The following is a 12476-nucleotide window of genomic DNA, read 5'->3' as shown; positions in this document are numbered from 1 at the left end:
CTTCCATGTCTGCCTCCCCCATTGCCGACTACCACGCCTTCCCGGATGCCCAGGGCCATTTCGGCCGCTACGGTGGCAGCTTCGTTGCCGAAACCCTGGTCGGCCCGCTGCAGGAACTCGCCCAGGCCTATGACCAGGCCCGCCAGGATCCGGCATTCCAGGCCGCCTACGACCGCGACCTGGCCCACTACGTGGGCCGGCCGAGCCCGATCTACCACGCCCAGCGGCTGAGCGACCATGTCGGCGGCGCGCAGATCCTGCTCAAGCGCGAAGACCTGAACCACACCGGCGCGCACAAGATCAACAACACCATCGGCCAGGCGCTGCTGGCGGCGCGGATGGGCAAGAAGCGCATCATCGCCGAGACCGGTGCCGGCCAGCACGGCGTGGCCAGCGCCACGGTTGCCGCGCGGTTGGGCCTGGAATGCGTGGTGTACATGGGCGCCACCGACATCGAGCGGCAGAAGATCAACGTCTACCGCATGAAGCTGCTCGGCGCGACGGTGGTGCCGGTCACCTCCGGTTCGGCCACCTTGAAGGACGCGCTCAACGAAGCGATGCGCGACTGGGTGACCAATGTGCAGGACACCTTCTACATCATCGGTACGGTCGCCGGTCCGGATCCCTACCCGCGCATGGTGCGCGACTTCAACGCCATCGTCGGCCGCGAGGCACGCGAGCAGATGCTGGCCGAGTACGGCCGCCTGCCCGATGCGATCACTGCCTGCGTCGGCGGCGGCAGCAATGCCATCGGCCTGTTCCATGCCTTCCTCAACGACCGCCAGGTCGAGATCGTCGGCGCCGAGGCCGCAGGTGATGGCATCAGCACCGGTCGCCATGCTGCATCGATCGCCGCCGGTCGCCCGGGCGTGCTGCATGGCAACCGCACCTATGTACTGTGCGACGACGACGGCCAGATCATCGAGACCCATTCGGTGTCGGCCGGCCTGGACTATCCGGGCGTCGGCCCCGAACACGCATTCCTGGCCGATACCGGCCGCGCGCGCTACCTCGGCATCACCGATGACGAAGCACTGCAGGCCTTCCACCTGCTGGCGCATACCGAGGGCATCCTGCCGGCGCTGGAGTCCAGCCATGCGCTGGCGCAGGCGATCAAGCTGGCGCGTGAGCGTCCGCGTGACCAGATCGTGCTGTGCAATCTGTCCGGCCGTGGCGACAAGGATGTGCATACCATCGCCGCGCGCGAAGGGCTGGTGCTGTGAGCGCGCTGCTGCGCAACAGTGGCGTGCTGCTGCTGGCGCTGGGGTTGGCCGCGTGCCAGCCGCCGGAGCCGCCGCTGCTGGCACCGGCCGCCAAGGCCACCACGCAGCCGGCACAGCAGGCGGCCGCGAATGATGACCTCGACCCGATGGCACGTGCGCCGATCGTCGATCCGCCGTCCACGGAAGATATGGACAGCGATGGCGCGCCTGCGGTGGTCTCGGTGGCGCTGGACCATGCCGGCGAGGTGCTGATCGGCCAGCACATGAGCGATCTGAAGGCACTCGGGCCATGGACCGCGCAAGGGGCGGTCGAAGCCATCGGCGGCAGTTGCGAGTACTACGACGGCAAGGGGCTGCCGCCCGGCGTGTCGATGATGACCGATGAAGATCGCGTCGTCCGTTTCGATCTCGGCCTGGATCCGGACAGCGGGGCGCCGACCCAGCAGCCCGGTCCGTTCGGCCTGCGTGTCGGCATGACCCGCGCCCAGGCCATGGCCCAGTTCCCGAAGCCGCCGGTATCCAGCCCGCATGCCTACGATGGTGACCAGGGCGAGTACCTCACCTGGCAGGACCCGGGTTCGGACCTGGGTATCCGCGTGGAACTGTTTGAAGGGCGGGTCACCCAGATGTACTGGGGAACCAGCGATGCGATTGAACTGATTGAAGGATGTGCCTGAAATGTCCGTATCCCGACTCGATGCCTGTTTCCAGCGTCTGCGCGAACAGCAGCGCAAGGCGCTGATCCCCTTCGTCACGGCCGGTGATCCCTCGCTGGAGGCCACCGTGCCGGTCATGCACGCACTGGTCGACGCCGGCGCCGACGTGATTGAACTGGGCGTGCCGTTCTCCGACCCGATGGCCGATGGCCCGACCATCCAGCGCAGCTCCGAGCGCGCGCTGGCGCGCGGCGCCGGCAGCCGCTACGTCCTGCAGGCCGTGGCGCAGTTCCGCGAGCGCGATGCGCAGACCCCCGTGGTGCTGATGGGCTACCTGAACCCGGTGGAGATCCACGGTTACGCGGCCTTCGCCAAGGCCGCCGTCGACGCCGGCGTGGACGGCGTGCTGCTGGTCGACCTGCCGCCGGAAGAAGCGGGCGACGCCCAGCAGGCGTTCGACGCAGCCGGCCTTGCGCTGGTACTGCTGGCGTCGCCGACCACCAGTGAGGCGCGAGCCGACAAGCTGTTGGCGCTGGCCCGTGGCTATCTCTACTACGCCAGCTTTGCCGGTGTCACCGGCGCGTCCGAGCGCCTGGACAGCGATGCCGCCAGTGCCCGCCTGCAGGCGTTGCGCGCGCGTGCGTCGGTGCCGGTGGTGGCGGGCTTCGGCATCAAGGATGCCGCCAGTGCCGCGGCCATGGCCCGCCAGGCCGACGGCGTGGTGGTGGGCAGCGCGTTGGTGGCGGCGCTGGCCGAAGCGGGCTCGGCGGAAGAGGCCGCGCAGCACGCCCGGGCCTTCCTCGCCCCGCTGCGGCAGGCGCTGGACGCGTAACGGTAGTGCCGGCCGCTGGCCGGCATCCTCCTGAGGGCTCGCGTGCAAGGGCTGCCGGCCAGCGGCCGGCACTACCCATCGGTCTGCACGCAAGGGCTGCCGGCCAGCGGCGGGCACCGCCCCAGCACCTAAACGTACGTCCCAGCATGGTTTTTTCCGGCTGCCCCGTGGCTGGCAAGGGGGTGCACGGGCGGGGAAAGCGGAGCTAGACTGTCCGCCTTTGCGGCCCCCGGGCCGCCCTGAACGGAAGTGTCCTCCCGCATGAGTTGGCTCAGCAAGTTGATGCCGTCCGGCATCCGCACCGACAACACCCCCAGCAAGAAGCGCAGTGTCCCCGAGGGCCTGTGGGAAAAGTGCAGCAACTGCGGCAGCGCGTTGTACCGTCCGGAACTGGAAGAGAACCTGGAAGTCTGCCCGAAGTGCGGCCATCACATGGCGATCCGTGCGCGTGCGCGCCTGGCCGCCCTGTTCGATGCCGACAGCACCACCGAGATCGGTGCGCGCCTGGGGCCGACCGACCTGCTCAAGTTCAAGGACCAGAAGAAGTACAGCGAGCGCATCAAGATCGCGCAGAAGAACACCGGCGAGTACGACGCGCTGATCGCCATGCGCGGCCTGCTCAAGGGCCGTGCGCTGGTGGCATCGTCGTTCGACTTCGCCTTCATGGGCGGCTCGATGGGCTCGGTGGTCGGCGAGCGTTTCGCACTGGCCGCGGAAACCGCGGTCGAGATCGGTGCGCCCTACGTGTGCTTCTCGCAGAGCGGTGGCGCCCGCATGCAGGAAGGCCTGTTCTCGCTGATGCAGATGGCCAAGACCTCGGCCGCGCTGGGCAAGCTGCGTGAAGCCGGCCTGCCGTACATCTCGGTGCTGACCCATCCGACCACCGGCGGCGTGTCGGCCTCCTTCGCGATGCTGGGTGACATCAACATCGCCGAGCCGCAGGCGCTGATCGGCTTCGCCGGCCCGCGCGTGATCGAGCAGACCGTGCGCGAGAAGCTGCCGGAAGGCTTCCAGCGCTCGGAATTCCTGCTGGAGCACGGCGCCATCGACCAGATCTGCGACCGTCGCGAAATGCGCGACCGCCTGTCCGATCTGCTGGCAATGCTGGGCCGTCAGCCGGCGCCGGAGGTGGCTTGATGGGAGGCCGCAAGTACTTCGGTACTGATGGCATCCGTGGACGGGTCGGCCAGGGCGTGATCTCGGCCGACTTCGTGCTGCGCCTGGGCAACGCCCTGGGCCGTGTCCTGGTCGACCAGCGCGGCCAGGACGGGCGCCGGCCGATCGTGGTGATCGGCAAGGACACCCGCATCTCCGGTTACATGTTCGAAGCGGCACTGGAAGCCGGCCTGGTCGCCGCCGGTGCCGACGTGCAGCTGCTGGGGCCGATGCCGACCCCGGCGGTGGCGTTCCTGACCCGTACGCTTGGCGTGGACGCTGGCATCGTCATCAGCGCCTCGCACAACCCGCACTACGACAACGGCATCAAGTTCTTCTCCGCCCAGGGCGAGAAGCTCGACGATGCCACCGAGCTGGCCCTGGAAGCGGCGCTGGACATCCCGTTCACCACCGCCGAATCGGAAAAGCTGGGCAAGGCGTCGCGTGCGCGCGAAGCGGTCGGCCGCTACATCGAGTTCTGCAAGGCCAGCGTGCCGCGCGCGTTCGACCTGCGTGGCGTGCGCCTGGTGCTGGACTGCGCGCACGGCGCCACCTACCAGATCGCGCCGCTGCTGTTCCGTGAACTGGGCGCCGAGGTGATCGGCATTGGTGCCGAGCCCAACGGCGTCAACATCAACGCCGGCGTGGGTTCCACCCACATCGACAACCTGGCGGCCAAGGTCCGCGAAACCCGCGCCGATCTCGGCATCGCCTTCGATGGGGATGGCGACCGCGTGCTGATGGCCGACGACCAGGGCAACCCGGTCGACGGCGATGACCTGCTGTATATCCTGGCCCGTGCATGGAAAGCCGAAGGCCGCCTGCGCGGCCCGGTGGTCGGCACGCTGATGAGCAACTACGGCGTCGAGAAGGCATTTGCCGACCTGCAGATTCCGTTCGTGCGCAGCAATGTCGGCGATCGCTACGTGCACCAGGCGCTGATGGAAGGCGGCGGCGTGCTCGGCGGTGAAGCCTCCGGCCACCTGCTGTGCCTGGATCGGGCCACCACCGGCGACGGCATCGTCAGCGCGCTGCAGGTGCTGGTGGCATTGCGCAACAGCGGGCAGACCCTGCGCCAGGCGCTGGAAGGACTGGTGCGGGTGCCGCAGAAGACGGTCAACGTGCGGCTGGGCAATGTCTCGGCCAAGGCCACTGTGCAGGCCGGCAGCGTGCAGGCCGCGCTGGCTGTCGCGCAGCAGTCGGTGGCCGGTCGTGGCCGTGCGTTCCTGCGCCCGTCCGGTACCGAGCCGGTGGTGCGGGTCACGGTCGAGGCCGATGATGCGACGCTGATGCAGGACACGCTGGATCGACTGTCCGCGGCGGTACGTGAAGCCGCCGCCTGAGGCCGCTGCACATCCGCCCAACGAAAACGCCCCGGAATGCCGGGGCGTTTTCGTTGAAGGGGCAGGGCGGTGGGTTGCCTACGGCCCCGGCACCATCTTCTTCTGGCGTGCCTTGAAGCCATTGAACAGCGGTGCGATCAGCGGGTTGTAGCTCTGTGCGATGCGTTTTCGCAGCCAGCTGGCCGGGCGGTTGCGGATCGCGAAACGATAGATGCGCTCCGGGTCGCCGCCCACCACATTGCGTCCGAACGGGTGGGTGGTATGCAGGTAGCGGAAGCCGTGCTCGCGCGCCACCTCGATGTGGTCCTGGTCGAAATCGCCGTAGGGCCAGCACAGCGTATCGGACACCTCGCCAAGCTTGTCCTGCAGGACGTCGCGCGAGACTGCCAGGTCGTGGCTCAGGCCGGCACGGCGCTGTGCGCGGTCCAGGTCGTCGCGGCGCAGCCAGCGGGTGTGGGTATGGGTGTGGCAATGCACTTCGAAGGTGCCGGCGGCGATGGCCGCGCGCGCTTCGCTCCAGCGCATCATCACGTCGTCGCTGCGGTTCTGCTCGTAGATCGCCGCTTCGCAGCCGCGATGGTCCGGCGTGGCAGGCAACGTTGCCCCGGCAAGCCCGGCGTGGGGCCGCTCCGGGCCTTCGCCCATCCAGCCGGTGACCACGAACACCACCGCGTGCATGCCGTACTTCTGCAGGATCGGGTGCGCATACACCCAGTTGTCCAGGTAGCCATCGTCGAAGGTGATCACGATCGACTTGCGCGGCACCGGCTTGCCGGCCAGGAAGCCGGCGTACTGGTCCAGTGTCAGCGACGTCCAGCCGTTGCCGGCCAGCCACGCGATCTGGCTTTCGAAATTCTCCGGTGACACGGTGATCATGCCCGGCGACGGACTGACGTGGTGGTGCATCAGCACCGGTACGGTTCGGGCATCAGCCATGTCCCAGCTCCTTCAGCCACTGGTGGTAATAGTGTTCGGTGGTCTCACCGTGGCCGTCGGGAGTGAACCGGTGCGCGCTGCGCATCCAGTCCCACCCGGCGCGGCCCATCTGCCGCCGCCGTTCCGGATCGTCCACCAGCAGGCGCAGGGCGCCTGTCAGGGCTGCATTGTCGCCCAGCCGGGTGAGGATCGCATTGCTGCCATCCACCACCATCTCCGGCACGCCACCCACCCGCGTGGCCACGATCGGCACCCCGACATAGGCGGCCTCCAGGAAGACGGTACCGGCCGCTTCCTTGTGCGATGCCAGCGCGAAGATGTCGAAGCCAGCCATCAGCCGGCATGCGCCATCGCGATAGCCGAGCAGATGGACCTGCTGCTGCAGCCCGTGCTCGTCGCGCAGCGCCTGCAGCCGGTCCATGACCGGCTGGCCATCGCCGACCACCACCAGGTGCAGGTTCGGGTGCGTCTTGCACAGCGGTACCATCGCCTGCAGCAGGTCGGCATGACCCTTGGGTTCGCGCAGCACCGCCACGCAACCGACCACGATGTCCTGTTCGCCGAAGCCGAGTTCGGCGCGCACGTCCGCGCGTACCTCCTGCAGGCATTGCCAGGGGTCGTCCTTGCGGATTTCGCTCCAGCGCGGCGGGACCGCGATGGGCGGCACGATACCGATGTGTTCGGCCGGAATGCCGCGCGCGGCCAGCAACTGCTTGACGAAGCTGCTGACGGTCAGCACCCGGTGCGGCAGGCCGGTATAGGTCAGCAGCGAGTTGACCGGGCTCATCAGGTGGCGCGAGCGCACCACCAGCGGCGTGCCGCCCAGGCGTGCACCGGCGGCGGCGATCAGTGCGTCACGGCGGCTGGTGGTGTTGACCACGTCATAGCGTTCGCGGCGCACCAGGCGCGAGACCGACCAGATGCCGCGCAGCAGGCGCAGCAGGCCACCCATGCGCAGGGTATGCACGGTGAAACCATCATCGCGTGCCAGCTGGGCCAGTCGCGCTTCGGGCTGGCACAGCAGCGCCACCTCGTGGCCACGCGCGCGCATCACCTGCATGTGGCGGAAGATGTAGATCTCCTGCCCGCCCATTCCCTTGGCGGCTTCAGTGTGCAGGATGCGCAGCGGACGGTTCATGCAGGATCGATCCTTGAGGGTCAGCGGTTGCGGAAGCGGGTCAGCGCTTCCCATGCAGTGCGTACGGCGGCCGCATCGGGCGCCTGCTGTGGCAGCGGCCGGTAGCGCAGGTCCAGGGCGGTGGCGTTGCCGAACTTGTCGAACACATAGATGGCATCGCCATGGCGCACCGCGCGCTGCGACCAGCTTTCGACCACCAGCGCACGCGTGCCCTGCGGCTCGGCCAGCAGGTCCTGGCCGGTGCTGTAATCGGCCGGTGCGTTCTCGCAACCCAGTGCGTGGCGCATCAGTGTCGGCACCCAGTCTTCGTGCGAGCTGGTGCGTGCGTCGTGGCCAGCGGCCTTGCCCGGCCAATGCAGCACGAACGGGACCTGCAGCTGATAGTCGGAGAAGTTGCCGTTGTGGCCCCAGTAGTTCAGCTTGAGGTCGTTGAACTCTTCGGCATGGTCACCGGTGACCAGCACGATGGTGTCCTCGGCCAGGCCCTGTGCGCGCAGGTCGTCCAGCAGCGAGCCGATCAGGCTGTCGGCATAGTGCACGGCGGTGCGGTAGCGGTTGAGTTCCGGCGTCGGGTCATGCTCCGGGCCGAATTTGAGGAAATCGATATCGGCGGCCATCGGTGTGGCCACCGCCGGATAGCCCTCGGGCATGTGGTAGGGCGCATGGGTGGAGTCGAGGAACACGAAGCCGAACCACGGGCGCTGCGCGGCCTGGCTGGCGCGGATGTCCTGCTGCAGCGCACTGATGATCGCGCGGTCGCGGCCGTCTGACTTCAGCGCTGCCGGCCCCTGGTGCAGCTGGTCGCGGACATCGGCGAACACCGTGCGATCGAACTCCGGGCTGTACAACGGCGCACTGCCGTACAGGTGCAGGTCGTAGCCCTGCTGGCCCAGCACCTGGAACAGCTGCGAGCCACGCTGCTCGTCAAGCATGCTCGGCCAATAGCCGCCGGGCAGGCCGTAGAGCAGTCCGAACAGGCCGTAGCGGGTGGCATTGCCGGTGCTGAAATGGTGGTCGAAGACGCGCGCATCCTGCGCCAGCATCGACGTGTTGGGCATCAGCTGCGGTGTCAGCACATCGTGGCGCAGCGACTCCAGTACCACCATCAGTACGTTGGGACGATGTGGGCTCTGGCAGCGCAGCGGATGCAGCGGGTACAGCAGCTGCGCATGGCGCGGGTCGGGCAGGCCGGCGTGCTGTTGGCTGACCACGCCCAGGCGCCGCATGAAGCTCTTGGCCGTGATCGGCTGCGCCCACGGCAGGTAGTTCCATTGCGCGATCACATCACGGTCGCCGCGGGCGTCGTAGTAGGCCGTGGCGACCTGGCCGCCGGCCATCAGCAGCGCGACCACCGCCCAGGCCTGCAGCACCCGTCGACGGCGCGGCGCGGCCGGCAGCAGTTTCCAGCACGCCCAGGCCAGCAGGCCCTCGGCGGTGAAGACCGCGGCAACCAGCAGGCCGACCTGCAGCCAGGTCTTCCAGGACAGGGCAACCTGGTCCTGCAGGGCGCCGCCGAACACCATGTTCACGACCATGGCATTGAGGTGGAAGCGGTACAGGGTGAAGACCTTGGCGTCGACCAGCAGCAGGCACAGCCACAGGCCCTGCAGCACGGCCGCGCTGATGCTCAGCGTACGCGCGCTGCGTGGCCACAGGCCCAGCAGCAGCGGCAGCAGGCCGGCCAGCGCACCGAACGCGAGCAGGTGGCCGGGCAGGGCGACCGCCAGATAGGCCAGGCCGGCGCCGCCGCCCGGATTGTCACGCAGCGGTACATTGCCCAGCGCAATCGCCGCGGCCAGTACCGCATTGCCGGCGATGAACAGCGACCACCAGGCCAGCCGCCGCCAGCGCCGGGCGGAACCTTCAATGGCAGGGGCGGCAGGGGCAGCTGCGGGCATGGTGGGGCAGGTTCAGGGGGTGCAGGAGAGGGGCGGGGCCAACGTGACGGAAGCGTTGCTCCGCGCGCGGGTCGCGCATTGTATCGGTTTGTTTCCGTGTATCGAGTGGCGTCCCCCGGGCGATCTGTCACAATGTTCAGGCGGGCCATGAATGCGTTGGCCCCCTCAGACCCAACGACAAGCCAGGAACCGCTGTGAGCCAGATCCCCACCCTCGACATCACCCGTTTCGACAGCGACCGCGAGGCCTTCGTGGCCGAGCTGGGCGCGGCCTACCGCCAATGGGGATTCGCGGGCATCCGTAACCACGGCATCCCGCAGGCCGACATCGACGCGGCCTACGATGCCTTCAAGGCTTTCTTCGCCCTGCCGGAAGAGGTCAAGCGCAAGTACCACGTGGCCGGCAGCGGCGGCGCCCGCGGCTACACCCCGTTCGGCGTGGAAACCGCCAAGGGCTCCAAGCATTTCGACCTGAAGGAGTTCTGGCACATCGGCCGCGAGATCGCCGACGATTCCAAGTACCGGGACGTGATGGCGCCGAACCTGTGGCCGGCCGAGGTCGAAGGTTTCCGTGAGCGCGGTTACGGCCTGTATCAGGCGCTGGACAACCTGGGGTCGCGCGTGTTGTCCGCATTGGCCCTGCACATTGGCCTGCCGGAAGACTTCTTCGCCGACAAGACCAACTTCGGCAACTCGATCCTGCGCCCGATCCACTACCCGCCGATCACCACTGACGACATCCCGAACGTGCGTGCCGGTGCCCATGGCGACATCAACTTCATCACCCTGCTGGTCGGCGCCAGTGCCGCAGGCCTGGAAGTGCAGTCGCATGACGGCGAGTGGGTGCCATTTACGTCAGATGCGGACACGATCGTGGTCAACATCGGCGACATGCTGCAGCGCCTGACCAACCACGTGTATCCGTCGACCATCCACCGCGTGGTCAACCCCCCGGGTGACCTGGCGCGCCAGCCGCGCTATTCGGTGCCGTTCTTCCTGCACCCGAACCCCGACTACCTGATCGACGTGCTGCCCTCGTGCATCACCCCGGAGAACCCGAGCCGGTATCCGGAGGCGATCACCGCCCACGGCTTCCTCGAGGAACGCCTGCGCGAGATCAAGCTGAAGTAAGGAAAAGTGAGGCCGCCGAAAGGCGGCCTTTTTCTTTGCAGGGTTGCACCCTGCACCCGCGGTAGTGCCGGCCGCTGGCCGGCAAGTCCAAAGCCAAAGCGGCTCTGGGGTGTTCCGTGGGGAGGCGGGGAGGTGTCGGATGGCGGGGACGCCGTAAACCCATCCCTGGGGGCTTGGCCACGGCATCCATGCCGCGGACACCCCGCCATCCGACACCTCCCCGCCTCCGACAGTTTCCCGGTGACGGTTGGTGGGTGTCGACCTTGCTCGACACGGTAGATCCACGCCATGCGTGGATGAGATCTGTCAGATCGAAGTGGGGCAGGGCACGTGGTATGCCGCTTTTGCTCTTGCTCTTCTTTTTTCTTTCCGTGGCGGGCGGAACCGCCGGAATGTGTCGGAGGCCGGGCGGGTGGGGATGACGGGGGTGTCCGCGGCATGGATGCCGCGGCCAAGCCCCCATGGGTGAGGGCGCTTTGCTTGCGAAGCACTGCTTCGCAAGGGCCCGAACGCACAGCCGCTAGCGGCTGGGCCGGCCTGGGGGTTTACGGCGTCCCCCGCCATCCCCACCCGCCCGGCCAAGCCCACCAATCCAACCGGGCTTTCCGCGACCAACCCAAACAAACTCCCGCCACGAGGGGCTGCGCCGTTGGCTGAAAATCCATGTAACCGCTTACAAGGAAACGGATTTTTGCCGCAACGGGTATCATGACCGGCTGACTTCACACAGGAGCCACCCGCTCATGCGCCGCAAGATCGTCGCCGGAAACTGGAAGCTGCATGGCAGCCGTCAATTCGCCAATGAACTGCTGGGGCAGGTGGCCGCCGGGCTGCCGCTGGAGGGGGTGGACGTGGTGATCCTGCCGCCGCTGCCGTACCTGGGCGAGCTGGTCGAGGACTTCGGCGAGACCAGCCTGGCCTTCGGCGCGCAGGACGTGAGCAGCAACGAGAAGGGCGCCTATACCGGCGAGGTCTGCGCGGCCATGCTGGTCGAGGTCGGGGCCCGCTATGGCCTGGTCGGCCATTCCGAGCGCCGCCAGTATCACCATGAAAGCAGCGAGCTGGTCGCGCGCAAGTTCGCCGCCGCCCAGCATGCCGGCCTGGTGCCGGTGCTGTGCGTGGGCGAGACCCTGGAGCAGCGCGAGGCCGGGCAGACCGAAGCGGTCATCGCCAGCCAGCTGGCGCCGGTGCTGGAACTGGTCGGCGCGGCCGGCTTCGCCCAGGCCGTGGTCGCCTACGAGCCGGTCTGGGCCATCGGCACCGGCCGTACCGCCAGCAAGGAGCAGGCGCAGCAGGTGCACGCGTTCATCCGTGGCGAAGTTGCGCGCTTCGATGCTAGAATTGCTGATTCACTGCCCATTGTTTACGGCGGTAGCGTGAAGCCCGACAATGCCGGGGAACTGTTCGCGCAGCCGGATGTCGATGGTGGGCTGGTCGGCGGCGCCTCCCTGGTGGCCGCGGACTTCCTGGCCATCGCACGGGCGGCGGCCGCGAACTAATCCTAGAAGTATTGTCCGAGGGCGGTTTCCAATGCTGATGTTGATCCTCAATGTCGTCTACGTGCTGGTCGCTGTGGCCATGATCGCGCTGATCCTGATGCAGCGTGGCTCGGGTGCGGCGGCGGGTTCGGGCTTTGGCGCCGGCGCCTCGGGTACGGTGTTCGGTGCGCGTGGCGCCTCGAACTTCCTGTCCAAGTCGACCAAGTGGCTGGCCGTCGTGTTCTTCGGCATCAGTCTCTTCATGGCCTGGTATGCCGGTCACGGCACCCGTCCGGCGGCCGACCAGGACCTGGGCCTGATGTCCGCCCCGGCGGCCAGTGCGCCGGCGGCTCCGGCGGGCGAACTGCCGGCCGTTCCGAAGGCCGATCCGGTCCCGGCCGCCCCGGTTCCGGCGGCGAATGTGCCGGCTCAGGCGGAATCTTCGGTTTCTGGTGAAGAAAAGCCTTCGGAAGGCTCCCAGAAACACTGAAGCCGGTTACAATACGCGGCGCATCGGGAAGATAGTCTGATGTGATCGTTTGCCCAGGTGGCGGAATTGGTAGACGCACTACCTTGAGGTGGTAGCGACGCAAGTCGTAGGGGTTCGAGTCCCCTCTTGGGCACCATTTGTAAGTAAAGCGGGTTCGTCTGGCGCGCAAGGCGCCAGGCAGGTTCCCGTCCACTCCC

11 protein-coding genes and 1 tRNA gene are annotated in these 12476 nt (G+C 67.7%); 9 read left to right on the top strand and 3 right to left on the bottom strand.

The window, feature by feature from the left end; translation table 11 throughout:
- Positions 1-5 precede the first annotated feature (5 nt).
- From trpB to glmM, 5 genes are all read left to right on the top strand, one after another.
- A complete protein-coding gene (gene trpB, locus AC5QAB_RS01490) occupies positions 6-1223 on the top strand; it encodes a tryptophan synthase subunit beta (RefSeq protein ID WP_032957499.1) in 1218 nt (405 codons plus the stop codon).
- Complete coding sequence (locus tag AC5QAB_RS01485; RefSeq protein WP_014647879.1) at positions 1220-1900, top strand: hypothetical protein; 681 nt, start codon at positions 1220-1222, stop codon at positions 1898-1900. The genes trpB and AC5QAB_RS01485 overlap by 4 nt, the downstream gene beginning before the upstream one ends.
- A gap of 1 nt (position 1901) precedes the next feature.
- Positions 1902-2711 (top strand): tryptophan synthase subunit alpha, encoded by an 810-nt coding sequence (gene trpA / locus AC5QAB_RS01480; RefSeq protein ID WP_197561165.1) that lies wholly within the window; start codon positions 1902-1904, stop codon positions 2709-2711.
- Positions 2712-2972: 261 nt separating this feature from the next.
- Entirely contained in the window at positions 2973-3848 is an 876-nt protein-coding gene (gene accD / locus AC5QAB_RS01475) for an acetyl-CoA carboxylase, carboxyltransferase subunit beta (protein ID WP_005410473.1), read from the top strand.
- Positions 3848-5209: a phosphoglucosamine mutase gene (glmM, locus tag AC5QAB_RS01470; protein ID WP_014647877.1), complete on the top strand. Its 1362-nt coding sequence runs from the start codon at positions 3848-3850 to the stop codon at positions 5207-5209. Before accD ends, glmM begins: the two co-directional genes overlap by 1 nt.
- A gap of 78 nt (positions 5210-5287) precedes the next feature.
- On the opposite strand, the gene AC5QAB_RS01465 is transcribed toward glmM, so the two are convergent.
- From AC5QAB_RS01465 to AC5QAB_RS01455, 3 genes are read right to left on the bottom strand one after another with little or no spacing between them, the layout of a single operon-like run.
- Entirely contained in the window at positions 5288-6145 is an 858-nt protein-coding gene (locus AC5QAB_RS01465; RefSeq protein WP_049407821.1) for a polysaccharide deacetylase family protein, read from the bottom strand.
- Complete coding sequence (locus AC5QAB_RS01460) at positions 6138-7283, bottom strand: glycosyltransferase family 4 protein (protein WP_014647875.1); 1146 nt, start codon at positions 7281-7283, stop codon at positions 6138-6140. The genes AC5QAB_RS01465 and AC5QAB_RS01460 overlap by 8 nt, the downstream gene beginning before the upstream one ends.
- A 20-nt stretch (positions 7284-7303) precedes the next feature.
- Positions 7304-9181: a sulfatase-like hydrolase/transferase gene (locus AC5QAB_RS01455; protein ID WP_197561164.1), complete on the bottom strand. Its 1878-nt coding sequence runs from the start codon at positions 9179-9181 to the stop codon at positions 7304-7306.
- Positions 9182-9375: 194 nt separating this feature from the next.
- Between AC5QAB_RS01455 and AC5QAB_RS01450 the strand changes: the two genes are divergently transcribed.
- The 4 genes from AC5QAB_RS01450 to AC5QAB_RS01435 all read left to right on the top strand — a co-directional run bounded on the left by AC5QAB_RS01450 (position 9376) and on the right by AC5QAB_RS01435 (position 12415).
- Positions 9376-10311 carry an isopenicillin N synthase family dioxygenase gene (locus tag AC5QAB_RS01450; RefSeq protein ID WP_014647873.1) on the top strand — a complete coding sequence of 312 codons (936 nt, stop codon included), beginning with the start codon at positions 9376-9378 and terminating at the stop codon, positions 10309-10311.
- Between the two features lie 743 nt (positions 10312-11054).
- The gene (tpiA, locus tag AC5QAB_RS01445) at positions 11055-11810 is read left to right on the top strand and encodes a triose-phosphate isomerase (RefSeq protein WP_197561163.1); all 756 of its coding nucleotides are present in this window, start codon (positions 11055-11057) and stop codon (positions 11808-11810) included.
- A 31-nt stretch (positions 11811-11841) separates the two neighbouring features.
- A complete protein-coding gene (gene secG, locus AC5QAB_RS01440) occupies positions 11842-12279 on the top strand; it encodes a preprotein translocase subunit SecG (RefSeq protein ID WP_014647871.1) in 438 nt (145 codons plus the stop codon).
- Positions 12280-12330: 51 nt separating this feature from the next.
- Positions 12331-12415, top strand: a tRNA-Leu gene (locus AC5QAB_RS01435).
- Positions 12416-12476 lie beyond the last annotated feature (61 nt).

It is taken from the genome of Stenotrophomonas sp. YJH_SMC_127 (assembly GCF_059372445.1).
This window is presented reverse-complemented; position numbering and strand designations above follow the sequence as displayed.

What these genes read in the sequence shown, in the direction of transcription:
- AC5QAB_RS01455 (WP_197561164.1), bottom strand. Translation starts at nt 9,181, where the DNA reads ATGCCCGCAGCTGCCCCTGCCGCCCCTGCCATTGAAGGTTCCGCCCGG.
- trpB (WP_032957499.1), top strand. Translation starts at nt 6, where the DNA reads ATGTCTGCCTCCCCCATTGCCGACTACCACGCCTTCCCGGATGCCCAG.
- trpA (WP_197561165.1), top strand. Translation starts at nt 1,902, where the DNA reads ATGTCCGTATCCCGACTCGATGCCTGTTTCCAGCGTCTGCGCGAACAG.
- glmM (WP_014647877.1), top strand. Translation starts at nt 3,848, where the DNA reads ATGGGAGGCCGCAAGTACTTCGGTACTGATGGCATCCGTGGACGGGTC.
- tpiA (WP_197561163.1), top strand. Translation starts at nt 11,055, where the DNA reads ATGCGCCGCAAGATCGTCGCCGGAAACTGGAAGCTGCATGGCAGCCGT.
- AC5QAB_RS01460 (WP_014647875.1), bottom strand. Translation starts at nt 7,283, where the DNA reads ATGAACCGTCCGCTGCGCATCCTGCACACTGAAGCCGCCAAGGGAATG.
- accD (WP_005410473.1), top strand. Translation starts at nt 2,973, where the DNA reads ATGAGTTGGCTCAGCAAGTTGATGCCGTCCGGCATCCGCACCGACAAC.
- secG (WP_014647871.1), top strand. Translation starts at nt 11,842, where the DNA reads ATGCTGATGTTGATCCTCAATGTCGTCTACGTGCTGGTCGCTGTGGCC.
- AC5QAB_RS01465 (WP_049407821.1), bottom strand. Translation starts at nt 6,145, where the DNA reads ATGGCTGATGCCCGAACCGTACCGGTGCTGATGCACCACCACGTCAGT.